Genomic DNA, 22,651 nt, shown 5'->3' with positions numbered 1-22,651 from the left:
GTGCAACCTCGCACGGGATGGCCGACGCCGCACGGTGCGGCGTGCCGCGGGCGCCGTGCAACCTCGCACCGGGTGGGTGACCCGGCACGGTGTCAGGCCGCTCGCTCACCGGTTCGGTCGCTCACCGCGATCGGCTCCGTGACTGCCGTGCTCGCGTCGGCGGCGGGGGTCGTCCCGGGGCGGACGCGCTCCGGGTGACGGCGGCCGGTGCGGAACACCCACGCCTTGAAGAGCACGAAGCGCACGCACGTCGCGAACAGGTTCGCGGCCGTCAGCACGAGGATCTCCGTGCCGTGCGAGGCTCCCGGCGTCGTGCTGTGCAGCACCACGAGCGACCCCGACGTGATCGCCCAGGCGACGCCGAAGACCACCAGCCCCTGCACGTGGTGTCGCCCGGCTCCGGCGCGGCCCCGCACGCCGAACGTGAGCCGCCGGTTGAGGGCGGTGTTGCCGATCGCCGTCAGCAGCAGGGCCAGGAAGTCCGCGGTCTGCGCTCCGATCGCCGGCCGGAACAGCGCGTAGAGCACGGCGAACGCCACCGTGGAGAGCACCCCGATCGCCCCGAACCGCAGCAGCTGCCCGAGGAACCCGACGTGCGGTGGGGTGAAGGGGCGGCGGCCGATCGCCTCGTACACGGCGCCGATGGGAACCCGACCCGTGGCGATGCCCCGCGAGACGCGCCACATGCCCTTCAGGTCCGCGGTCGCGGTCGACGCGATGTGCACCGACGAGTTGACGTCGTCGACCCAGTCCACCGGGACCTCGTGGATGCGCAGTCCGGCGTGCTCGGCCAGCACCAGCATCTCGGTGTCGAAGAACCACGCGTCGTCCTCGCAGAGCGGCAGCAGGTGGTCGGCCGCGCGCTTGGTGACGGCCTTGAAGCCGCACTGCGCGTCGGAGAACGACACCCCCATCGTGGACCGGAGCAACAGGTTGTACGAGCGGGAGATGAACTCGCGCTTGCTGCCCCGCACCACCCGCGACGAATCCGCCAGCCGCGTCCCGATCGCCAGGTCCGAGTGCCCGGAGAGCAGCGGCGCGACGAGTGGCTCGAGGGCCGCCAGATCCGTCGACAGGTCCTCGTCGACGTACACGAGCACCGTCGCCGGGGACGCGGCCCACACGGCCTTGAGCGCACGACCCCGGCCCTTCTCGGGTAGGTGGACCGCGTGCACGCCGGGGAGCATCGCCGCGAGGTCGTCGGCGATCCGGGCGGTGTCATCGGTCGAGGCGTTGTCCGCGATCGTGATGCGCCACGAGTGGTGCAACGACGTCCGGCAGAACGTGTGCAGCCGCCGCACGTGGGCGGCGAGTGTGTCCTGCTCGTCGTAGCAGGGGACGACGATGTCGATGTCGAGGGGCTGGTCGGTCTCCGTCATGCCGCTCATGCTCGGGAGCCCGGCTACGGGGGCCGGAGCAGGGCCCTGTGTCCGGGGTAAGAACGAACACCACGTGAACGCAGCGGACACGACACCTGTTGTCCGGATACGTTCGACGCACGATGACGACCGAGCGCGACGACGCACGACGGACGGCCGTGCTGCTCCCGGGGGAGCGGCTGGGTCTGGCGCTCGACGAGCGGTGCCCCGAGTTCACCGAGCTGCTGCTCGCGCCACCGTTGCACGGCATCCGTCCGGACGGACACGACTGGCTCCGGCGGCGCTACGAGCAGATCGTCCCGCTCGTGCTCCCCGCAGCGCTGCGGGCGGTCGAGCACGGTGAGCCGCTCGACCCCGACTGCCTCGTCCGGCTGCGCGAGGTCGCCGCCGCCAGTGCCGGTGATCCGCACGTCGACGTGTCGGTCGTGCTCCGCGGCGCCCTGCCCGCCATCCGCGTCTTCGCGCTCGTCATGCACACGGCCACCCGCGAGCACGCGACGACGATCGACCACGCGGGGCGGACGATGCTCGCGATGAGCCGGGCGTCGCTCGTGGCGCACGAGCTCGGCTCCTGCTGGGCCGAGGCTTGGGCGCAGCAGCGTGGCGGTCCGTCAGAGGACGCCGCGGCACCGCTCGGCACCGACGACATCGACCTGGTGGCGTCCGCGCCCGGCCTGGACGAGACCGAGGAACGGATGCTCGCGCTCGCCGCCAGCGGGCTCTCGAACGACGCCATCGCCAAGGAGACCGCCTACAGCCGGCAGGCCGTCGCCTGGCACCTCGGGCGGCTCATGAAGTCGTGGAAGGCGCCGAACCGGACGGCGCTGGTGTCGGTCGCCTTCGTCCGGGGCTGGATCCGGTCGCGGCGCCAGCTCGGCCTGGCGGCGGGGACCCGGCCGTTGGGGATCGAAGCACCGCCGGCGCACGACGACGCCCCCTGAGACCGGGGTCCCAGGGGGCGTCGTCGGCCGGAGCCGGAGTCAGCCGCCGTTGACGTGGATGACGTTGTCGATGCGCTCGATGTTGCCGAACACACCCCAGTTCAGCCAGCCGCCGTCACCGTTGTTGGTGACCTTGCCGGGGCCCTTGAACCAGTAGATGACGTAGTTGCCACCCTTGATGTCGATCGACTGGGCGTCGGCGACGTCGCCCTCGACGGTGATGTCCTGGTTCTTGTTGACCACCGCGACGGTGAGGCGGTCGGGGTTGCCGGCGTTCCAGTACCCGACGTCGAGTGCCGCCTGCACGGCACCGCCGCGGTCGCTCTGGTCGTTGACGGCGTCCTTGATCGCGTTGACGATCGCGACCGGGTCGAGGTTGACGTTGACGCTGCCCCCGACGGACGACGAGGTGCTGGGCGCGGGCTCGGCGGCCTGCGCAGGGGCTGCGACGAACGCCCCGGCGATGACGGCGCCACCGAGGGCGGTGCCGGCGAGGAGCTTCACGGACTTGCGCTTGAACGAGTTCATGATCGTGTTTCCCATCTCTGCAGTGGTGACCCGTTCGGGTCGTCTTGCTCGGACAAGACCCAGCCTGCGGGCGCTCCGCCACGGATGCACGCGATCGGGTTCGACGTTGGTCGATCGTCTGACGATCCGGACCGCGCACGACTTTCGTGCTCAACGACACCGCACGCGGCCAGTGGTGCGTGAGGTGTCGCGGGCGCGTGAGCACGCGTCCGAGCGCCTGACGAGCGGTTCAGCGGGGCAGCAGGATCTGCACGATCGCGACGACCACGAGCGCTGCGATCGGGACGCCCGCGATCCACACGCCCGCCCGCATCTGCGTCCGGCGGATCGTGGGCGCTGCGTGCGATGACCGTGCGAACTCGGTCGCGGCCACGAGCTCCGGCGCCGCGGCGGGCGGTGCGGGCTCGGGTTGGGGCCGGTCGTCCTCGAACGCCGGGACCTCGACCACCAGGTCGGCGGGGTCCGGGCGGCCGGGCAGCTTGTCGTACGCGTTCGTCACGGGGCCTCCTCGTCCGACGTTCTCCGACCAGTATGCGACCCCGTGCCCGGCCCCGTGCCCGTGCCCGGCCCCGTGCCCGTGCCCACGCGCCCACGCCGACGGCAGCGGCAGGCAGGTCCACCGTGAACGCCGTCCGCCCCGGCTCCGACGAGACCCGGACGCTGCCGCCGTGCGCCAGGACCACCGCTCGGACGATCGCGAGCCCGAGGCCACTCGTCCCCTGCCCCGGCGAACGCGTCCGCGAGGCCTCGCCCCTGGTGAAGCGGTCGAACAGGGTGGGCAGGGTCTCCGTGGGGATCGGCGGCCCGTCGTTCGCCACGACGAAGCGCGCCACGGAGCCACCGGCCCCGTGGCCCTCGTCGACGCCGTCCAACGCCTGCAACGACACCACCACGGTCGTGCCGACGGGTGTGTGCGTCCGCGCGTTCGCGAGCAGGTTCGTCACCACGCGGCGCAGTCGTGCGGTGTCCCCGGGCACCACGAGCGGGTGGTCGTCGACGACCTGCAGCGTCCACCGGTGCTCCGGCGCGGTGGCGCGGGCGTCCATCGTGGCCTCGACGACGAGCGAGGTGAGGTCGACGGGCTCGGGCACGATCGGTGGCGCGGTGCCGAGGGTCGAGGCGTCGAGCCGCGCGAGCAGCAGCAGCTCGTCGACGAGCTCGCCCATCCGGAGGGCCTCCCGCCCGATCCGGTCGACGTTCCGGTGGATGGCGTCGAGGTCCGACGAGCCCGCGGTCAGCTCGGCGTAGGCGCGCACGGTCGCGATCGGCGTGCGGAGTTCGTGCGACGCGTCGGCGACGAAGGTGCGCATGCCCGCCTCGGCGTCGCGTCGGACCGTCAGGGCCCGGGCGACGTGGCCGAGCAGGCGGTTCAGTGCGGTGCCGACCTGGCCGACCTCGCGGTTGGCTGTCAGGTCGGCGTCGGCGACCCGCACGGGGATGTCCGGTTCGCCGCGCTCCAGGTCGAGTGCCGTGACGTCCGAGGCCACGGACGCGACGCGCTCGAGCGGTCGCAGGGACCGTCGCACGAGCAGCGCGAGTGCCCAGGCGGCGACCACCAGGCCGAGCACCGTGACGATCCCGATCACGAGCAGCAGGCGCGCGATCGCGGCGTTCAGGTCGCCGAGCGGCAGGGCCGTGACGAACACGTCGCCGTCGTGCCCGACCGCCTGCACCCGGTAGGCGCCGAGGGGTCCGAGGTCGATCGTCGCGGGGTCCGCGCCGATGTCGACCGCGGTGAGCGTCTTCCGTTGCGCCGACGCCAGCCCGTGCTGGTCTCCGTCGCTGTCGGTGTACCCGCCGAGCACGACGGTGTCGTCCCGCACGATCGCGACGACCGTGCCGGCGGACTGCCCGGGTGCACCGATGAAGGCGTTGTCGGGATCCGGACGATCCGACGACGACGAGGATGACGACGAGGACGACGACCCGGGCGGCGGTCCGGTGGGCGCGTCCGCGCCGTCCCGTCCGCCGACGGTCCGGTTCGCGGCCGTCGACAGTTCCGCGTCCAGCCGGTCGACCAGGTACCCCCGGAACGCGACGACGGTCACCGCCCCCACGACGACGTTCGTCGCCACGAGCAACAGCGCGACGGCCGCCACGACCCGCCACCGCAACGACGGCACCCGTCCGGCGCGGGGTCGGCCGTGACGGTGGGGAGAGGCCCGGATCACCTTCGCCGATCGGCTCACGTCGTCGGCCGCAACACGTACCCCGCCCCGCGGACGGTCTGCAGCATCGGCTCGCGCCCGACGTCGAGCTTCTTCCGCAGGTACGACACGTACATGTCCACCAGGTTCGACGACGTGCCGAAGTCCATGCCCCACACGCTCGCCAGCAGCTGCTCGCGGGACAGCACCCGGTTGGCGTTCCGTGCCAGGTGCCGCAGCAGTTCGTACTCGGTCGGCGTGAGTTCGATCGGGTCCCCGTCGCGGCTGACCGTGCGGGCGTCCTCGTCGAGCCGCAGGTCGCCGACCACGAGCTCGGTGCTCGCCCCGGCTGCGGCGACCCTGGCCGAGGTACGCGCCAGGATCCGCGCACGGACGAGCAGCTCCTCGATGCCGAAGGGCTTGGTCAGGTAGTCGTCGCCGCCGCCGGTCAGCCCGGCGAGCCGGTCCTCGGGGGCGTCGCGTGCGGTGAGGAACAGCACCCGGACGCCGTCGCGGGCGTCGCGGAGCCGTTCGAGCACCTCGAACCCGTCGATGTCGGGCAGCATCACGTCGAGCACGATGACATCGGGCTGGAACTCCCTGGCCGCGAACAGCACGTCGCGACCACGGTGCACGGACCGCACGGCCCAGCCGTCGCCCGCGAACGCCAGGGCGACGGCATCGGCCAGGGCGTGCTCGTCGTCGACGACGAGGGCGCGGACGGGGGAGCCGTCGGTGCGCTGCAGCGGGTGGCCGGGCATGTCCCGGAGCCTATCCACCGCGCCCCCGTCGCCGGTCACTCCGTGCTGCTCAGGTCGTAGACGGTCTGGCCGCCGACCGTCGTCGACTCGTAGTTCGCCGCGACCCACTCCTGGATCGCCGACGCGGTCGAGGATCCGCCGCCTATCCCACCGCCGGAGCCGGACGAGACGTAGTACCCGATGTCGCCGTCGGCGACGGCGGCCTTGAACTGCGCGAGCGTCGGAGCCGGGTCGCTCGACCAGCCGCCGATCGCCATCACGGCGGTGTCGGTGTCGAGTTCGAGCTGCGCGGCCGACTGCGATCCGTTCACCGCGGCCGCCCACTTCGCGTCGGATGCCTCGAGCAGCTTCCGCAGCGCCGACGAGGTCGACGTGCCGCCGCCTGTGCCACCACCCCCGGCCTGGAGGCCCGTGCCCGACCCCGCCTCGGAGCCCGCGCCGTCGGGTCCCTCCGTCGTACCGCCCGGTGCCTGCCCGGTGGCGCCTTCCGGCGCCTCGCCGGAAGCGCCCTCCGGCGGGGTCCCGCCGGGACCCTGCTGGGAGTCGGACGCGCCGTCGGAGCCGCCGTCGTCGGAACCGGAGGCCGGTCCACCCGGTCCATCCGTGCCTCCCGGCATGCCACCGGTGCCACCGCCGCCCGTCCCACCGGAGCTGCTGCCCGCCGGACCGACGCTCGGGATCGAACCGGAGTGCGCGACGGTCGTCGTGGCGAGGGCGTAGGCGGTGGTGCCGGACAGCCCGAACAGGGTGCCGGCGAGGACGCCGACCGTGACGAGCCTGCGCAGCGACGGCACACTGCCGATGACGATCAGTGCCGCGGACAGCAGCCCACCGGCGAGCATCACCCAGCGGAGCCACGGCAGCCACGTCGGGTTCTCGTTCAGCAGGCACCAGCCCCAGAACGCGGTGACGCCGGTCATCGCGGCGAGGCCGAGGCGGCCGAGGAAGCGGGCTCGTGCGTGCCAGAGCAGGGCGCCGCCGGTGCCGACGAGTCCGGCGATGGCCGGGGCGAGGGCGACCGTGTAGTACGGGTGGATCGTGCCGGACATGTACGAGAACACCAGGCCGGTGACCAGGAGCCACCCGCCCCACAGGACGAGCCCGGCACGGGCGGGGTCGGCCAGGTGCCGGCGACCGATGACGACCAGGCCGACGACCAGGGCGATGAGCGCCGCGGGCAGGAGCCACGAGATCTCGAGCCCCATCTCGGACGAGAACAGCCGGTTCAGGCCCGTCGAGCCACCGAAGGAGCCACCCGCGGTACCGCCGGTCATGCCGCCGCCTCCGCCACCGTTGCCCGAGCCGCCGAAGATCCGACCGAGGCCGTTGTAGCCGAACACCAGGTCGAGGACGGTGTTGTTCGTCGAGCCGCCGATGTACGGGCGGGACTCGGCGGGCCAGAGCCACACGGCGACGACCCACCAGCCGGCGGCCACCACGAGGGAGCCGGCGGCGACGAGCAGACCGATCGCCCGCCGGCCCCACCCGGTGCGGGCGGCGAACAGGTACACGAGGCCGAAGGCGGGCAGGACGAGCAGGCCCTGCAGCATCTTCGTCAGGAACGCGAAGCCCAGGGCGATCCCGGCGAGCGCGATCCACCTCCAGCTGCCCTTCGGCAGCGCCCGCACCGTGCAGTACGCGCCGGCGGTCATCAGCAGGACGAGCAGGGCGTCCGGGTTGTCGAAGCGGAACATCAGGGCCGCTGCCGGGGTCGCTGCGACGACGAAGCCCGCGAGCAGGGCGCCGACGTTCGCGGTGGTGGCACCGAGTCGGGCCAGGGTGCGGCGGACCGTGCCCCAGACCAGGGCGACGGAGCCAACGGCCATCAGCGCCTGGGGGAGCAGCAGACTGAAGCTCGAGAAGCCGAACAGCCGGGCCGACAGCACCATCACCCAGAGTGAGGCGGGTGGTTTGTCGACGGTGATGAAGTTCGACGAGTCGAGGGAGCCGAAGAAGAACGCCTCCCACGACTTCGTGCCGGCCTGCACGGCGGCGGCGTAGAAGCTGTTGGCGTACCCGGAGACGCTGAGGTCCCACAGGTACACCACGGCGGTCACGGTGAGGAGCGCCCAGAACGCGGGCCGGAGCCAGCGGGCGTCCTCGCGCTCGCCGAGGAACAGCCGGGCGAGGGGCGGGCGGCGCCGATCCCGCGCGGCACTGCGCGCGGGATCGCGTCGGTCGGTCACGGGTACCGGGTAGGTGGTCATGTCGATGAGCATCCGGGGCGTTCCCCGACTGCTGCACTGTGCCGGCTGTGGGCGAGCTAAGGACGCACGGTGCGAGGTTGGCCGGCGGGGAGAGCGCGGGCGGCGCGGGCGCACGGTGCGCTGTCGTCCGGTCGGTGCGGGGTCGCCTGCTCGGTGCGCGGTTGTAGCGCTGCACGGGGCGGGCAACCTCGCACGATGTGAGCGAGGCCGCACGGTGCGCCGCTGGCACCGGGGTGGGCAACCTCGCACGGTGTGAGCGAGGCCGCACGGTGCGGCGCCGGCACCCGGGTGGGCAACCTCGCACGGGGTGAGCGAGGCCGCACGGTGCGCCGCTGGCACCGGGGTGGGCAACCTCGCACGGTGTGAGCGAGGCCGCACGGTGCGAGGGGTCAGGCGTACCGCTGCGCCGCCCGGAGCGCGGCCCCGGTGTACGAGCCGCCGAACAGGAACACGTGCAGCAGCAACGGCGCGAGCTGGTGGAGCTCGACGCGCTCCTGCCAGCCGTCGGCCAGCCGTGACTCCCGGTCGTAGGCGGCGAGCACCGTCTCGAGCCGGGGCAGCCCGAACAGCCCGAGCAGCGCCAGGTCGGTCTCCGCGTGCCCGCCGTGCGCGATCGGGTCGATGAGCACGGCGCCGGTGGGTTCGGACGAGTCCGTCGGCCAGAGCACGTTGCCGGCCCACAGGTCACCGTGCAGACGAGCGGGGCGGTCCCCGACGAGCGCGGGCTGCGGTGAACCGAGGGTGCCGTCCTGTACCCGCGACGCGACCCGCTCGAACACGGCGGCCTCGGCGTGGTCGAACCCGCCGGCGTCGACGATCCGGCGGACGAAGTCGCGGATCCGGTACTCGGCGAAGAACTCGCCCCAGGTCGCCGGTGCCTGTTCGGCTGCGACGAACGGCGTGCGCGAACGGCCCATCCGCAACGCCGCTCCTCGGGTCCAGCCGGCGGGAGGTGCGCCCCAGTGGTCGGCACCGGCGGCGTGCGTGTGGGCGAGCGATCGGCCGAACCGCTCGGCCTGGGCTGTGGTGGGGGAGCCGTCGGAGATCAGTTCGAGGTCGAGCACGGTCGGACTCGGGCACCCGAGCACGCGGGCGATGCGGGTGCCGCCGGCGTCCTCGGCCTCGGCGAGCCAGGCGAGCCCTGCGGCCTCGGCTGCCGCTTCGTCCGCGGTGGTGAACGTCTTCACGTGCGTCTCGGCCATCGGTCCATCCTGCCGAGCGGACATCGCCGACCGTTCAGACGACGCTCACCCGGTCACCCGGTGGGCTGTCCCCACCCCGTCCCGCCCCGCCGCGCCGCGTGCACGACGAGCGCGAGCTGCACCCGGTTCTCGACGCCGAACTTCTCGTACACGTGCCCGACGTGCGTCTTCACGGTGGCCAGGCCCACGTACAGCTCGGCGGCGATCTGCGCGTTCGACGCCCCGTTGGCCACGGCGAGCGCGACCTCGCGCTCGCGCTCGGTCAGCAGGGCGAGCAGTCGACGTTCCTCGGCACCGTCCGCAGCAGCGCCGCCCGTTCCACCGGCCGCGGGGCCCGAGCGCGGCCCGGCGGCGAACGCGATCACCCGGTCGAGCACCGAGGGGGACAGGATCGAGCGCCCGGACGCCACGGTCCGTACGGCCTGCACGAGTTCGTGCGGCGGGGTGTCCTTGAGCAGGAACCCACGGGCGCCGGCCTGCAGCGCTCCGAGCACGAGGTCGTCCCCCTCGAACGTGGTCAGCACCAGGACGGCCAGGTCGGGCCGCCGTCGCAGTTCGCGTTCGGTGGCGACGAGTCCGTCGCACCGGGGCATCCGGATGTCCATGAGCACGACGTCGGGCGCGGTCGCGGCGATGACGCCCTCGGCCTCGAGCCCGTCGCCCGCTTCGCCCACGACCACCAGACCGTCGTCGCCGCTGAGCAGCATGCGGAGCCCGACGCGGACGAGCTGGTCGTCGTCGACCAGGACGACCCGGACGGGAGCGGTCACGGCGTCCACGGCAGCACCGCCTCGACCACGTGCACGCGTCCGTCGTCGCTGCCGGCACGGAAGCTCCCGCCGACGAGTCGAGCGCGTTCGGCGAGCCCGCGCAGACCGTGCCCCGCGACGGAGCCGGCGGCGTGCCCGGCACCCTGCCCGGCGGCGTCGGCGTTCGTGCGCGCTGGCTCGTCGGTCAGCGTGTTCGACACCACCACCCGGATCGCCGGACCGCCGACGGTCTCGACGACTACGTCGACGGGCTGTCCGGGGGCGTGCCGACGGGCGTTCGTCAGCGCCTCCTGCACGATGCGGTACGCATGTCGCCCGACGGCAGTCGGCACCGCCGCGGCGTCGGAGTCGACGCGCGCCCGGACGGCCGCGCCCCCGGAACGGGCCTGGTCGAGCAGGGCGGGCAGATCGACGAGTGTCGGCTGCGGAGGCGCGGTGCCGGTCACCTCGTCGCCGGCGTTCGCGGCCGGGTCGCGCAGCACCCCGAGCACGTCGCGCAGGTCGGTGAGCGCGGAGTGCGCTTCGGCCCGCACGACCCCGGCCGCTGCGGCGGTCTCGTCCGGGGTGAGCCCCGGGCCGCGGTACTCGAGTGCGCCGGCGTGCAGCGCGACGAGGGAGAGCCGGTGGCCCAGGACGTCGTGCATCTCGCGGGCGATGTGGGCGCGTTCCTGCTCGCGGGCGCGGTCCTCGCGCAGCTGCTGGTCGCGCTCGAGCAGGTCCGCGCGCTCGCGCAGGGAGAGCAGGAGCGCCCGGCGCTGCCCGATCCCGATGCCGATCGCGACGAGCAGGGCGATGCTGACGGTGCCTGCGAGCACGATCTGCCAGAACGGCACGGATTGGTCGGGGGCCAGGACGACGTCGTAGAGCACGGTGGCGCCGAGCAGCACCGCACCGACGACGGCGATCTCGACGGCACGGCGCCGGGTTGCGAGCGAGACCGTCGCGATCGCGGCCGACCCGACCGCCAGCGTCGACACCGAGCTGAGGGCACCGATGACGACCGTGACCACGAGCGGTGCCCGGTGCCGGAACGGCAGCAGGACGAGGGCGACCAGGCCCGCTCCCATGTCCCCGAGGATCAGGGCGCCGACGTGCAGGTCGCTCCAGCCGCGGGTGTCCGTTGTCGGCCACACCAGACCGGCGGTGAACAGCCCGGTCAGCGCCGCGACGGCCACGCGCCACGTCTGGGACCACACACGCTGCCCGAGGGGCACGGCGGGGAGCGCGGTCGAGGTCATGCCCCGAGCCTAGGGAGCCGCGTCGACGAGCGGATCCGCCGAAGGTCGGAGCCGCCGGAGCCGCCGGAGCCGCTCGACCGGCGACCCGCCCGCCCGCCTCAGACCGCGTCGACCAGCGCCCGCGCCAGGGGGTGCCACGCACGGGACGACGGCCCGCTCAGCACCAGGGTGCGCTCGAGCCGCCGGGCCATCGGGATCATCACGAGGTCCGGCGGCAGCATCCCGCGGCCCAGGGTCGGCACGATCGACACGCCCTCGCCCCGCTGGATCATCCCGAACATCGTGCTCATCTCGCGCACCCGGTGGGCGTACCGGAACGGCCGGCCGTCGAGTTCGTGGAGCTTCTGGACCTGGTACTCGCACCCGCCGCCGCCCGCCACCAGGCCGTCCTCGTGCAGGTCGTCGAGGGTGAGTGCTGGCAGCTCGGCGAGGGGGTGGTCGCGGCGGATCACGGCGGCCATCTCGTCCCGCGCGACGACCACGCCGCCGTCCGGCACCGGCGACGGGTCGACGAGCACGGCGGCGTCGACGGTGCCGGCCTCGAGCCACTCCGGCATCTCGTCGTCGTCCCCCTCGTAGACCTGCACGTCGACGTCCGGCAGGGTCACCGCCCACAGCTCGCGGAGCCGCGGCAGCAGTCCCTGGCAGACGGTGGGGACGGCGGCGAGGCGCACGGTGCCGCGCGCCGTGCCGGGCCGGACCACCGCCTCCAGGGCTTCGACCGAGGCGAGCACGCTGCGGGCGTGGGCCAGCAGGCGGTCGCCGAGCGGGGTGGGGGCGGCGACCGCGCCGCGGTGCACGACGGAGCCGCCGACCTCGCGCTCGAGCCCCGCGACGGCGTGCGACACCGCGGACTGGCCGACGCCCAGGGCGACGGCCGCGGCGGTGAAGGACCCGGCGTCGAGCGTGGCGACGAACGCGCGCAGTTGCTGGACCGAGACGGTCATGCGTCCTCCTCATGTGGGCATGAGCGACATGCGTTTGCCGCATGTCGCTCGGTGGTCCGACACTAGGCCACGTGAACGCCCTCCTCTACGTCCTCGTCGCACTGACCTGGGGCTCGAGCTTCCTCTTCGCGAAGATCGGCCTCGACGGTCTCGCCCCGCAGCAGGTCGCCACCGTGCGGACCGTGCTCGGTGGGGTGACGCTCGTCGTGGTGCTCCTGGCGACCCGTCGGCGCTGGCCCCGGGAACCGCGGACCTGGGCGCACCTGGCGGTCGTCGCGGTGTTCCTCAACGCGGTGCCGTCGTCACTGATGGCGTGGGCGGAGCAGACGGTGCCGTCCGGCCTCGCGAGCATCTACAACGCGACGACCCCGATCATGACGCTGGCCGCGCTCGCGGTGCTCGTGCCGTCCGAACGCCTGCGCGGACGGCAGGTGCTCGGGATCGTGCTCGGCATCGTCGGGGTGCTCGTGCTGGTCGGCCCGTGGGACGTCCTGACCGACCCCGAGGTCCTGGCGAGCGTGCCGGGGCAGGTCGCACTGCTCGGCATGACCGCGTCCTACGGCATCGGGCTCGCCTACCTGCGGCGGGTGGCCGTGGCGAGTGCGTACGACCCGGTCACGCTGGCGACGGTCCAGCTGACGCTGGCCTCCGGGATGCTGCTGCTGGTCGCGCCCGTCATCGCGACCGGTCCGGTCGAGCTGGACGGGAGGATCGTGGCCGCGATGATCGCGCTCGGTTGCGTCGGCACGGGGCTGGCCTACGCCTGGAACACGCGGCTCGTGCAGGCGTGGGGCGCTGGTCGCGCCTCCACCGTCACCTACCTGACGCCGGTGGTCGGGGTGGCGCTCGGGGTGCTCGTGCTCGGGGAGCGGGTGCGGTGGAACGAACCCGTCGGCGGACTCGTCGTGCTGCTCGGGATCGCCCTGGCGTCCGGGGTCCTGGTGTGCCGGAAGGTCCCCGCGCCGACCGCTGCCTGACCGGACACCCGTGTGGCGACCGCCCCGGACGGGTGTCGTCGGGGCACGCGCGACGCGGCAGGACGAGCCGTAGGATCGGCTGCGACGACGACGAGGTCGTCGACGACGACGGAGACCGGCATGCACGACACCCACACCACCCGCGCGACCGCATCGGTCGCAGCGATCCTCGCCGAGTCGGCGGCACGGTACCCCGACGACGTCGCCGTCATCGTCGGCGACGTCCGCACCACCTACGCCGAGCTGTGGGCCCAGACCCTGTCCTACGCCGGAGCGCTCCGTGCGCGGGGCGTCACCGAGGGGTCGAAGGTCGCGATGCTCGTGCCGAACGTCGCGGACTTCCCCCGCGTCTACTACGCCACCCTCGCCCTCGGCGCGGTGGCCGTGCCCGTGCACGCCCTGCTGAAACGCCGCGAGATCGAGTACGTCCTGCGCGACAGCGGGGCCACGTTGCTCGTCTGCGCCGCACCGCTGCTCGGCGAAGGTGCTGCCGGCGCCGAGCTGGCCGGGGTCGACGTGGTGACCGTGCTCGCCCCGGCGCCAACCGGCGACCAGTCCGCGGCCGGCCCCGACCGGCTCGAGGCCCTGGCCGCGCAGAGCGAACCGCTCGACACCTACGTCCCCAGGCACCCGTTCGACACCGCGACCATCCTGTACACGAGCGGCACCACCGGCCAGCCCAAGGGCGCCGAGGGGTCGCACTTCGCACTGCTCGAACAGGTCAACACCAACCTGATGACCACGTTCGACATGCACCGCGGCGACGTCCTGCTCGGCGCGCTGCCGCTGTTCCACACGTTCGGGCAGACCTGCACGATGAACACCGGGTTCCGCGCCGGCGCGACGCTGGTCATGCTGCCGAAGTTCGACGGCGACTCGGCGCTCGCCGCGATGGTCGAGCACGGCTGCGGCATCTTCATGGGCGTCCCGACGATGTACATGGCGCTGCTCGACGCCGCGACCCGGTCCGAGGCCCGTCCGACGCTCCGGTACGCGATCTCCGGTGGTGCCTCGCTGCCGCTGGCGGTGCTCGAGCGGTTCGAGCAGGTCTTCGACGCCCCGATCCACGAGGGGTACGGCCTGACCGAGACCTCGCCGGTCGCCACCTTCAACCACGTCGGACAGCCGCCGCGGCCCGGCACGATCGGCACGCCGGTGTGGGGCGTCGACGTCGAGATCGCCGACCCCGAGGTCCGCGACGCGATCGTCATGCTGCCGCACGGTGCGATCGGCGAGCTCGTGATCCGCGGCCACAACCTGATGAACGGGTACCTCGACCGGCCCGAGGACACCGCAGAGGCCATCGTCGACGGGTGGTTCCGCACCGGCGACCTGGGCACGAAGGACGACGACGGCTACCTGACGATCGTCGACCGCACCAAGGACATGATCATCCGCAACGGCTACAACGTGTACCCCCGCCAGGTCGAGGAGGTGCTCGCCACCCACCCCGACGTGGCGATGGCCGCGGTGTTCGGCGTGCCGCACGCGGTGCACGGGCAGGAGATCGAGGCGGCGGTGGTGCTGCGCTCCGGCGCGACCGTCGAGCCGCAGGTCCTGGTCGACTTCGTCGCCGCCGAGATCGCCGCGTACAAGTACCCCCGGGTCGTGCACGTCCTCGACGCGCTGCCGCTCGGCCCGAGCGGCAAGGTGCTCAAGCGCGAGCTCGTCGACCGCTTCGGCGTCGAGGTGACCGCGGTCCCGTGACCGGCCCCACGACCGCGCAGGAGCGATCCGTACGCTGACCGGGTGACCGCCAGCAGCGCCCCGTCGACCGCACGACTGCTCTTCGCGTCGTCGCACCCCGGGCCGACCGTCACCGTGACCGTCCTCGCCGCGGTGGTCGCCGCCGCCGTCGGACACCCGGTGTGGCTCGTGGCCCTGGTGGCGCTGACGGTCGTCGCCGGGCAGCTGTCCATCGGGCTGGCGAACGACTGGATCGACGCGGACCGCGACCGGGCCGTCGGACGGCGCGACAAGCCCGTGGCCCGCGGCCTCATCGCCGTCGGCACCGTCCGTACCGCCGCGTACGCCAGCGCCGGGATCGCCGTGGTGCTCTCGCTGTTCCTCGGGCCGGTCGCCGCGGTCGCGCACCTCGTGCTGGTCGCCGCCGGGTGGGCCTACGACGCCGGCCTGAAGCGTTCGGTGTGGTCGGTGGCGCCGTTCATCGTCGCCTTCGGGCTGTTGCCCGTCGTGTCCGTCGCGGCCGGGCCCGAGGGACAGTGGCCGACGTGGTGGGCGATCGCGACGGGGGCCGTCTTCGGCATCGCGATCCACTGCACCAACGTGCTGCCCGACCTGGTCGACGACGCCGCCACCGGTGTCCGGGGGTTCCCGCACCGGCTCGGGCTCCGCGGCGCGGGGATCGTCGCGTTCGCCTCGCTCGTCGTCGCGGCCGCCCTGGTGCTCGGCGGACAGGTGCTCGGTGACGACCCGGTGCGGGGCGTCGGGGTCGTGCTCGCGGTCCTCGGTGCCGTCGTGGTGCTCGTCCTCGCCGTCGTCGGCGTGCGGCTGGTGCTCGCGGGACGGGCGTCGCGCACCCTGTTCCGGCTGGTCATCGCGTCGTCGCTCGTGCTCGTCGTCGAGCTCGGCTTCGCGGGCGCGCGACTCGTCGCCTGACGTGAGCCGTCAGGCCCAGCGCATCGCGTAGAGCCGGGCCAAGCCGTGCGCGGTCGGCAGCGACAGGGCGGTCCGGAGCAGCGCCTCCCGTCCGGTCGTGCTGACGGGGCCGAGCGGACGACCGAGCGCCATGTTCGCCTCGGCCTGGCGAGCCGCACGACGGGCGGCTGCCTGGCGGCGGGCGGCGTAGCCCGGCCACGGCCCGGCCGTGCCGGTGCGGACCGCTCCGGCGAGCAGCGGCGCCAACTCGGCGGCGTCGAGCCACCCGAGGTTCATGCCCTGCCCGCCGATCGGGCTGATCTCGTGTGCGGCGTCCCCGACGAGCACGACCCGGCCGGCACCGACGCGGTCGGCCGTGCGGCGACGCACCCGGAAGCCGCTGGTCATCGAGCAGGTCGCCGGGTCGGGGACGACACCGGTGCGCTCCGCGACGAGTGCCGCGAGACGGGCGACGAGCGCGGGGTCCGGGTCGCCCGTCGCGCCGCGTTCCGCTGCGGCGAACGCTGCGTCGTCCGGCACCAGTGCCACGTACCGGCGACGCGCGCCCGGCAGCGGGAAGGACTCGACCACGCCGTCCGGGCCCACGTCGACCAGCGCGGCGGACCGGGCCGACGGAGCCTCGGGGTCGGCGAAGTCGCCCATCACGTAGCGGTCCGGGTACTCGCGTCCGGTCGTTCCGATGCCGAGCAGGTCACGGACGACGCTCCGAGCGCCGTCCGCACCGACGACGAAGGCCGCACGGACCGTCACCACGTCGCCGTCCGGCCCGGTCCCGGTGGCATCGACGTGGTCGGTGTGCCGGGTCAGGGCGGTCAGGGCGGTCCCGGTACGCAGGGCCTCCGGCGCACCGGTGTGGAGCCGGTCGCGGAGCAGGGACTCGGTGCGGTGCTGGTCGAGGGTCGCCACGTACGGGTGGGTCGGCGAAGCCCGGTCGAAGCGCAGCGTGCCGAGGGTCCGACCGCGGCTCCTGGCCACCCCTGCACGGACGAGCGACGCCTCGGCGAGCACCGCGGTGTCCAGGCCGATCGCGGCGAACGCGTCGAGGGACGGCGGGTGGATGCCGATGGCCCGCGAACCGGTCGGCGGCTCCGCGCGGCGTTCCCACACCCGGACGTCGACGCCCCGCGCCGCGAGGAGCGCCGCCACGAACAGCCCGACGGGTCCGCCGCCGACGACGAGGACGTCCGTCCGTTCCGAGTGCACGGGGGCGAGCCTACGGTCGGCGTGCGCCGGGGCACTCAGTGAGCAGAAGACGTCGGGTCAGCGCGCCGTACCCGGCGTCTTCTGCTCACTCGACGGCGCGGGCGCGGGCGCACGCACAGGTGCGGCCGCAGGCATCGGCGCGGATGCGCTGCGTGCCGCACGAGCCCGCGCGCGGAACCGCTCGACGGGCACCTCGACGGCGTACGCGGCACCGATCGACACGATCACCACGGCGCCGACCAGGCCGACCGTGCCCCAGGGGCCGATCGCGAAGGTGCCGAGCAGCGCGATCACCAGCGGGTGCCAGAGGTACGCCGAGTACGACACCCGGCGGCCGAACCACGACACCGGCGTCCACCCCAGGGCCGCGGACACGGGGGACCGGACCGAGACCAGGCCGCCGATCGCCACCGCCGAGACCAGTCCGGTCGCCGGCAGCACGATCCCGAACGTCGACGCGTGCTCGGTCCAGTCGTCGTCGATGCCGAGCAGCACCGCGACCAGCAGCACGAGGCCGACCCAGGTCGCCAGGTGCCCCAGGACCCCGGCGGCCCGCACCCGCACGCGTTCGTCGTCGAGCAGCAGGGCGAGTCCGCAGCCGATCGCGAGCGGCACCACCCCGAGCACGGGCGAGAAGTAGACGTCGGGCGTGGTCCCGCCGCTCGGGGTCCGGTAGCTCGCCCACGACACCGCCGACGCCCCGACGACCAGGACGCCGAGCCCCGCGAGGAGCCAGCGACGCCGCACCCTGAGCGCGGCCAGCAGCACCAGGACCGGAGGCCACACCAGGTAGAACTGCTCCTCCATCGACAGGCTCCACGTGTGCGCGAAGACGCCCTGCGAGGTGTCCCAGAAGGCGCGGAACAGGTTGCCCGTGTAGGTCAGCGCGATGAACGCCGCTTCGCCGGAGTGCAGTGACGCGCCCTTGTAGTCACCGGCCCAGTTCCAGAGCAGCAGCCCGACCACGACGAGCGCCAGCAGCGCCGGGTACAGGCGCAGCAGCCGCTTCACCCAGAACGAGCCGAGGCGCACCCGCCCGGTGCGGCGCCGTTCGCCGAGCAGCAGCGTCGTGATGAGGAACCCGGAGAGCACGAAGAAGACCGTGACCCCGATGAAGCCGCCCTCGAACTGCGGCACGTGCAGGTGGTACAGGACGACGACCAGGATGGCGAGCGTCCGGAGTCCGTCGAGCGCGGGCGCACGGTGCGTCAGCGGGGGCGGCGGAGCCTCGGGCGCACCGGTTCCGGCGCGTGCCGGGGCGGCCGTGCGGTGCTGCGGTCGCGCCGATGTCGGCGCGTCCGTCGGCGCGTGCGTCAGCGTCGTCGTCGCCATGGTCCCTCCGCGCGCTGCTCGGTTGCGTGTCGCCGACCAGGGTGCCTCTCGCGGGTAAGAGGAGGCTCAACGAGCGGGGTGTACCAGGCTCGTCAGTGTCGACGCCGAACGTGCGGACCGTCGCGCTGCGCGCACAGCGACCATGTCGCTGTCGTACGACGGCGACATGGTCGTTCCGCGTCGGCGCCAGCCCCGCGCACCACGCGTCGGCCGGGAGGCCCGTGGCCAGCCCGCACCGCGCCTCCAGACCGTCGCGCCCAGCGTCCACCGCACGCACACCGTGAGCAGGAACGGTCGGGTCCGACGTGCGGACCCGACCGTTCCTGCTCACGAAGCGAGCGCGCGAGCGCGCGAGTGGACTCGGCGGCTACTCGGCCTTCTGCAGCTGCCAGGGGTCCGGCTCGCGGTCGCCGTTCGGGCGCACCGGGCGGACGTCGCCGACGATCGGGATCGAGCGCTTCCGCATGAACCACACGTAGCGGACGAAGAAGTGCGTCAGGGTCGACATCCGGTTGCCGGCGCCGAGCAGGCTCGTGATGTGCACGAACACCCAGGCGAGCCAGGCGACCGGGCCGACCATCGTGATCCCGCCGCGCAGCTGGGCGACCGCGGCGTTCGTGCCGATCGTCGCCATGGTGCCCTTGTCGAAGTACTTGAAGCGCTCGGTGGCCTTGCCCTCGAGCAGGCGCACGATCTGCCGAGCCGAGTGCCGGCCGCCCTGCAGTGCGGGCTGGGCGAGCTGGGCGAGGGCGTCGTCCTGCGCGGCGATGTCGCCGGCGGAGAAGATGCGCTCGGCGCCCTTCACGCTCAGGTCGTCGTTCACCTGGATGCGGCCCCCGTGGGTCTGCGGCAGGCCCCAGCCGGAGACCTCCTTGTGGGCGGCGACACCGGTCGCCCAGACGACCTGCGACGCGGGGATGAACTCGCCGTCCGCGGTCATCACGCCGTCGGGCTTGACCTCGGAGACGCCCGTGTTCAGCCGGAGCACGACACCGCGCTTCCGCAGCACCTTGGCGGCGTAGCGACGCAGGCGCGGGGCGAACGGCTTGAGCAGCTCACCACTGCGGTGCACGAGCGTGATGGAGATGTTGCCCCGCTCGATCTCCGGGTACGCGCCGACGAGGGCCTGGTCGCGGAGCTCGGCGAGCGCGCCGGCCATCTCGACGCCGGTCGCGCCGCCGCCGACGATGACGATGCGGATCTCGTCGGGGCCCTGGTTCGCCGCCGCCTCTTCGAGTCGGGTGAACAGCTCGTCGCGGATGCGGAGCGCCTGCGAGCGGGAGTACATCGAGTACGCGTACTCGTACGCGCCGGGGGTGCCGAAGTAGCTCGTGTTCACGCCGTTGGCGAGGATCAGGTAGTCGTAGTGCAGGTGTTCGCCGTCGGACATCTCGGCGATGCGCTCGTCGGTGCGGATGCCGGTGAGCAGGCCGTGGCGGAACTCCGCGTTCGACTGCCGGGCACGGAGCGAGCGCAGGAAGTACGTCACGTCGCCGGCGTTCAGGCCGCCCGTCGCCACCTGGTACATCAGGGGCTGGAACATGTTGTAGACGTGGCGGTCGACCAGGGTCACCCGGACCGGCGCGTCGGCGAGCTCCCGCATGGCGGCCACACCGGCGAATCCACCGCCGACGATGACGACGTGCGGGCGGGTGTCCTGGGTCATGCTTGCTCCGGTGTTCCTCGGGTGCGTGTGGTCACCCACGAGGGTACGCGCGGTTCGGCAGGGCGCATGACGGGCAGGGGCCGGGAGGCCCGTGGTGGGTCCGTCAGGCGTCGAACCGCCCGTAGGTGTTCAGCACGTTCCCCTTGCTCGTCACGGTGCTGTCGACCAGACGCAGGCGCGTGGGCGGGTCGGTCGGCTCGAAGAGCCGCCGGCCACGGCCGGCGATCGCCGGGTGGATCATGAGCTGCAGTTCGTCGAGGACCCCGGCGAACAGCAGGCTGCGGACGAGCGTGACACTGCCGCACACGGCGATGTCGGCTCCGTCGCGCTGCTGCAGGTCGCGGACGAACGCGGGGACGTCGCCCGGGATCCGGGTGCTGTTCTGCCAGGTCAGGTCGTCGCCGAGCGTGGTGGAGGCCACGTGCTTCTCGATCGGGTTGATCCACTGCCCGAAGGGGTCCTCCGGGTGGGCTGGCCACCACTCGGACCACTCGAGGTAGCTGTTCCGGCCGAGCAGCACGGTGTCGGTGCGGGCCGTGAAGGCACCCATCGCGGCACCGAGCTCGGCGTCGAAGCTGTCGTACTGGAACTCGTAGGGGTCCTGCACGACGCCGTCGACCGACGTGAACAGACCGGCAGTGGTCTTCCGCATGGTCCGGATCGTACCCGCCGGTCAGCTCCCGGTGCCGTTGCCCGGGAACCGGTCCGTGCCCGGCACCCGGGTCGTGGACTGTGACCGATCGGCGCCGATCGCGTGGCCGACGGCGAACCCGACGCCGCCACCGACGAGCAGCGCTGCGAGTGCGACGACGGCGGCGAGCACCGGCCAGAACCACGGGGGCTTCGGGCCGGTGCTCCGGCGGTCGCCCGTGGTTCCGGCTCCGTACCAGGGGGTGGTGCCGTTCGGGGCGCCGGGGTTCCAGGCTCCGGTGTCGGCGCGGTACGGCTGCTGCTGCTGCGGCTGCTGCTGCGGCGGCTGTTGTTGCGCGAGCGCGGGCCCGTCGAGCGTGGCGGTCGACGTCGGGGTGGCGTCCCAGCCGGTCGGCGTCGTCGCCCGGTTCGCCGGGACGGAGCCGTCCGGTTCGTGGCCGTGGGTGGGAGTGGTGTCGCTCATGCCAGCACTCCACACGGCCCGGCTGTGGGCAGCCGATGACCAGGCTGACCCGGTGCTGCGAACCGCCGCGTAGCCTCGGCTCGTGCGCGCTGCTGTGGAGACCGTCCGGATCGACGGGCTGCCCGTGCGCCTGCACACCATGCCGTCGCGCGGGCCGCTCCGCGACGAGGCCGACCCCACCGTCGTGTTCGTCCACGGCATCGGGATGTCACACCGGTCCTTCGCCCGGTCGCAGCGCGCCGTCGCCGCCGAGCACCACACGATCAGCGTCGACCTGCCGGGGTTCGGCTGGTTGCCCGCGGCCGGTCGGCGGCTGTCGATCGAAGAGCTCGGCGACGTGGTGGTGCGGGCCGTCCGACACCTGGTCGACGATGACCTGGTGCTCGTCGGGCAGTCGATGGGCACGCAGGTCGTCATCGAGTCCGCCCGCCGTCACCCCGACGCCGTCACGGCGATCGTGCTCGTCGGTCCGGTGATCGACGCCGAGCGGCGATCGCTCCCGATGCAGGCGCTCGACCTGGGCCGCGACGGCTTCGTCGAGGGGGTCCGGATGAACACGGTCCTGGTCACCGACTACCTCCGGAGCATGCGCCAGTACCTGCGCGAGCTCGGGCCGATGCTCCGCTACCCGACCGAGCAGACGATCACCGAGGTCACGCAGCCCGTCCTCGTCGTCCGCGGCACCCAGGACCCCATCGCGCGGCACGACTGGTCGGCCCGGCTCGCGGCCGCTGCGCCGGACGGCACCTTCGTGGAACTGGCGGGGCCGCACCACGTGCAGGAACGGCAGCCGGACGCGCTCGCACGACTCCTCGAGACGTTCCGCAGCGCCGAGCGCCTGGAGGGACTCCGATGACCCGGCCGGCCACGTCGGGGACCGAGGCGGCGCGGACGACGCGATCCGGGCCTCCAGGCCGTGTCCCGCTGGTTCGGCGTGCCTGCTGGGCCGCACTCGACTGGGGGTACGCGGCCCGGTGGCAGGTCCGGAGCCTCGGCCCGACCACCGCGGACGACTACCGGACCGGCGACGGGCAGCCCGTCGTCGTGGTCCCCGGCGTCTACGAGACCTGGCACTTCATGCGGCCGCTGATGGACGCGCTCCACGACCGGGGACACCCGGTGCACGTGCTGCCGGTCCTGCGGCACAACCTGCGACCCGTGCCGGACTCGGCGCGTGCGGTGATGGCGTACCTGCAGGAACAGGACCTGCGGAACGTGCTCGTGCTCGCGCACAGCAAGGGCGGGTTGATCGGCAAGTACGCGATGACGCAGCTCGACCAGCACGAGCGGATCGACCGGATGGTCGCGGTGTCGACGCCCTTCGCGGGGTCGGTCTACGCGCGGTTGGCGCCGGTGCCGCACCTGCGGGCGTTCCGGGCGGCGGACCCGGTGCTGGCGGGACTGGCGCGGGAACTCGATGCCAACGCGCGGATCACGTCGGTGTACGGGGTGTTCGACACGCTCATCCCGGAGGGCAGCGAACTGCAGGGCGCGACGAACGTGCGGTTGCCGGTGGGCGGGCACTTCCGGATCCTCGGCGATGCGCGGACGCGGTCAGCGGTGCTGGCGGCTGCGGCTGACGGCTGTTCCGGCCGAGACTCGGCCTGACGGACAGTTCTC

At 73.3% G+C, this 22,651-nt stretch carries 20 protein-coding genes; 6 read left to right on the top strand and 14 right to left on the bottom strand.

The features are described 5' to 3' along the window. Window positions 1-92 precede the first annotated feature (92 nt). A complete protein-coding gene (locus BOSE127_RS01950) occupies window positions 93-1,388 on the bottom strand; it encodes a bifunctional glycosyltransferase family 2/GtrA family protein (protein ID WP_017885435.1) in 1,296 nt (431 codons plus the stop codon). Between the two features lie 113 nt (window positions 1,389-1,501). On the opposite strand from BOSE127_RS01950, the gene BOSE127_RS01945 reads away from it, so the two are divergent. After that, the gene (locus BOSE127_RS01945) at window positions 1,502-2,320 is read left to right on the top strand and encodes a helix-turn-helix transcriptional regulator (RefSeq protein ID WP_031259005.1); all 819 of its coding nucleotides are present in this window, start codon (window positions 1,502-1,504) and stop codon (window positions 2,318-2,320) included. 39 nt (window positions 2,321-2,359) lie between these two features. On the opposite strand, the gene BOSE127_RS01940 is transcribed toward BOSE127_RS01945, so the two are convergent. The 8 genes from BOSE127_RS01940 to BOSE127_RS01905 form a co-directional block, all read right to left on the bottom strand. Next, window positions 2,360-2,863, bottom strand: a complete 504-nt coding sequence (locus BOSE127_RS01940; RefSeq protein ID WP_235045642.1) for a hypothetical protein — start codon at window positions 2,861-2,863, stop codon at window positions 2,360-2,362. Continuing rightward, window positions 2,845-4,947 carry a sensor histidine kinase gene (locus BOSE127_RS01935; RefSeq protein WP_159556090.1) on the bottom strand — a complete coding sequence of 701 codons (2,103 nt, stop codon included), beginning with the start codon at window positions 4,945-4,947 and terminating at the stop codon, window positions 2,845-2,847. The genes BOSE127_RS01940 and BOSE127_RS01935 overlap by 19 nt, the downstream gene beginning before the upstream one ends. An 86-nt stretch (window positions 4,948-5,033) precedes the next feature. Further along, window positions 5,034-5,756 carry a response regulator transcription factor gene (locus tag BOSE127_RS01930; protein WP_017885439.1) on the bottom strand — a complete coding sequence of 241 codons (723 nt, stop codon included), beginning with the start codon at window positions 5,754-5,756 and terminating at the stop codon, window positions 5,034-5,036. Between the two features lie 35 nt (window positions 5,757-5,791). After that, entirely contained in the window at window positions 5,792-7,963 is a 2,172-nt protein-coding gene (locus BOSE127_RS01925; RefSeq protein ID WP_236559480.1) for an ArnT family glycosyltransferase, read from the bottom strand. A 389-nt stretch (window positions 7,964-8,352) separates the two neighbouring features. Then, the gene (locus tag BOSE127_RS01920) at window positions 8,353-9,165 is read right to left on the bottom strand and encodes a fructosamine kinase family protein (protein ID WP_159556089.1); all 813 of its coding nucleotides are present in this window, start codon (window positions 9,163-9,165) and stop codon (window positions 8,353-8,355) included. Between the two features lie 53 nt (window positions 9,166-9,218). Next, a complete protein-coding gene (locus tag BOSE127_RS01915; protein WP_042539892.1) occupies window positions 9,219-9,944 on the bottom strand; it encodes a response regulator transcription factor in 726 nt (241 codons plus the stop codon). Then, on the bottom strand, window positions 9,932-11,173 hold the full coding sequence (locus tag BOSE127_RS01910; protein ID WP_042539890.1) for a sensor histidine kinase: 1,242 nt from the start codon (window positions 11,171-11,173) through the stop codon (window positions 9,932-9,934). Before BOSE127_RS01910 ends, BOSE127_RS01915 begins: the two co-directional genes overlap by 13 nt. Before the next feature lie 98 nt (window positions 11,174-11,271). Further along, the gene (locus tag BOSE127_RS01905) at window positions 11,272-12,120 is read right to left on the bottom strand and encodes a LysR family transcriptional regulator (protein ID WP_017885444.1); all 849 of its coding nucleotides are present in this window, start codon (window positions 12,118-12,120) and stop codon (window positions 11,272-11,274) included. 71 nt (window positions 12,121-12,191) lie between these two features. Here BOSE127_RS01905 and BOSE127_RS01900 point away from each other — a divergent pair, with 71 nt between their 5' ends. The 3 genes from BOSE127_RS01900 to BOSE127_RS01890 all read left to right on the top strand — a co-directional run bounded on the left by BOSE127_RS01900 (window position 12,192) and on the right by BOSE127_RS01890 (window position 15,716). Next, window positions 12,192-13,097: a DMT family transporter gene (locus BOSE127_RS01900; RefSeq protein WP_159556088.1), complete on the top strand. Its 906-nt coding sequence runs from the start codon at window positions 12,192-12,194 to the stop codon at window positions 13,095-13,097. A 120-nt stretch (window positions 13,098-13,217) separates the two neighbouring features. Continuing rightward, complete coding sequence (locus tag BOSE127_RS01895) at window positions 13,218-14,804, top strand: long-chain-fatty-acid--CoA ligase (RefSeq protein ID WP_140448815.1); 1,587 nt, start codon at window positions 13,218-13,220, stop codon at window positions 14,802-14,804. Between the two features lie 42 nt (window positions 14,805-14,846). After that, on the top strand, window positions 14,847-15,716 hold the full coding sequence (locus BOSE127_RS01890; RefSeq protein WP_159556087.1) for a UbiA family prenyltransferase: 870 nt from the start codon (window positions 14,847-14,849) through the stop codon (window positions 15,714-15,716). Window positions 15,717-15,725: 9 nt separating this feature from the next. On the opposite strand, the gene BOSE127_RS01885 is transcribed toward BOSE127_RS01890, so the two are convergent. The 5 genes from BOSE127_RS01885 to BOSE127_RS01865 all read right to left on the bottom strand — a co-directional run bounded on the left by BOSE127_RS01885 (window position 15,726) and on the right by BOSE127_RS01865 (window position 21,031). Then, on the bottom strand, window positions 15,726-16,919 hold the full coding sequence (locus BOSE127_RS01885; protein ID WP_159556086.1) for an FAD-dependent oxidoreductase: 1,194 nt from the start codon (window positions 16,917-16,919) through the stop codon (window positions 15,726-15,728). A 57-nt stretch (window positions 16,920-16,976) separates the two neighbouring features. After that, window positions 16,977-18,251 carry an acyltransferase family protein gene (locus BOSE127_RS01880; RefSeq protein WP_159556085.1) on the bottom strand — a complete coding sequence of 425 codons (1,275 nt, stop codon included), beginning with the start codon at window positions 18,249-18,251 and terminating at the stop codon, window positions 16,977-16,979. A gap of 367 nt (window positions 18,252-18,618) precedes the next feature. Further along, entirely contained in the window at window positions 18,619-19,917 is a 1,299-nt protein-coding gene (locus BOSE127_RS01875; RefSeq protein WP_017886975.1) for an NAD(P)/FAD-dependent oxidoreductase, read from the bottom strand. Between the two features lie 103 nt (window positions 19,918-20,020). Next, window positions 20,021-20,569 (bottom strand): dihydrofolate reductase family protein, encoded by a 549-nt coding sequence (locus tag BOSE127_RS01870; RefSeq protein WP_017886974.1) that lies wholly within the window; start codon window positions 20,567-20,569, stop codon window positions 20,021-20,023. A gap of 21 nt (window positions 20,570-20,590) precedes the next feature. After that, complete coding sequence (locus BOSE127_RS01865) at window positions 20,591-21,031, bottom strand: hypothetical protein (RefSeq protein ID WP_159556084.1); 441 nt, start codon at window positions 21,029-21,031, stop codon at window positions 20,591-20,593. An 82-nt stretch (window positions 21,032-21,113) separates the two neighbouring features. Here BOSE127_RS01865 and BOSE127_RS01860 point away from each other — a divergent pair, with 82 nt between their 5' ends. Both BOSE127_RS01860 and BOSE127_RS01855 read left to right on the top strand, forming a co-directional pair. Continuing rightward, window positions 21,114-21,887, top strand: a complete 774-nt coding sequence (locus tag BOSE127_RS01860) for an alpha/beta fold hydrolase (RefSeq protein WP_159556083.1) — start codon at window positions 21,114-21,116, stop codon at window positions 21,885-21,887. Continuing rightward, a complete protein-coding gene (locus BOSE127_RS01855) occupies window positions 21,884-22,639 on the top strand; it encodes an esterase/lipase family protein (protein WP_228499901.1) in 756 nt (251 codons plus the stop codon). Before BOSE127_RS01860 ends, BOSE127_RS01855 begins: the two co-directional genes overlap by 4 nt. Window positions 22,640-22,651 lie beyond the last annotated feature (12 nt).

It is taken from the genome of Curtobacterium sp. 8I-2, assembly GCF_902506155.1.
Classification (GTDB): domain Bacteria; phylum Actinomycetota; class Actinomycetes; order Actinomycetales; family Microbacteriaceae; genus Curtobacterium; species Curtobacterium poinsettiae.
Note: the sequence above shows the minus strand (reverse complement) of the source record. Positions and strands in the feature narration are given on the sequence as shown.

Coding starts and splice junctions, on each gene's coding strand:
- BOSE127_RS01880 (WP_159556085.1), bottom strand. CDS start 18,251: ATGGCGACGACGACGCTGACGCACGCGCCGACGGACGCGCCGACATCG.
- BOSE127_RS01870 (WP_017886974.1), bottom strand. CDS start 20,569: ATGCGGAAGACCACTGCCGGTCTGTTCACGTCGGTCGACGGCGTCGTG.
- BOSE127_RS01945 (WP_031259005.1), top strand. CDS start 1,502: ATGACGACCGAGCGCGACGACGCACGACGGACGGCCGTGCTGCTCCCG.
- BOSE127_RS01855 (WP_228499901.1), top strand. CDS start 21,884: ATGACCCGGCCGGCCACGTCGGGGACCGAGGCGGCGCGGACGACGCGA.
- BOSE127_RS01905 (WP_017885444.1), bottom strand. CDS start 12,120: ATGACCGTCTCGGTCCAGCAACTGCGCGCGTTCGTCGCCACGCTCGAC.
- BOSE127_RS01910 (WP_042539890.1), bottom strand. CDS start 11,173: ATGACCTCGACCGCGCTCCCCGCCGTGCCCCTCGGGCAGCGTGTGTGG.
- BOSE127_RS01875 (WP_017886975.1), bottom strand. CDS start 19,917: ATGACCCAGGACACCCGCCCGCACGTCGTCATCGTCGGCGGTGGATTC.
- BOSE127_RS01865 (WP_159556084.1), bottom strand. CDS start 21,031: ATGAGCGACACCACTCCCACCCACGGCCACGAACCGGACGGCTCCGTC.
- BOSE127_RS01950 (WP_017885435.1), bottom strand. CDS start 1,388: ATGAGCGGCATGACGGAGACCGACCAGCCCCTCGACATCGACATCGTC.
- BOSE127_RS01930 (WP_017885439.1), bottom strand. CDS start 5,756: ATGCCCGGCCACCCGCTGCAGCGCACCGACGGCTCCCCCGTCCGCGCC.
- BOSE127_RS01920 (WP_159556089.1), bottom strand. CDS start 9,165: ATGGCCGAGACGCACGTGAAGACGTTCACCACCGCGGACGAAGCGGCA.
- BOSE127_RS01895 (WP_140448815.1), top strand. CDS start 13,218: ATGCACGACACCCACACCACCCGCGCGACCGCATCGGTCGCAGCGATC.
- BOSE127_RS01940 (WP_235045642.1), bottom strand. CDS start 2,863: ATGGGAAACACGATCATGAACTCGTTCAAGCGCAAGTCCGTGAAGCTC.
- BOSE127_RS01925 (WP_236559480.1), bottom strand. CDS start 7,963: ATGACCACCTACCCGGTACCCGTGACCGACCGACGCGATCCCGCGCGC.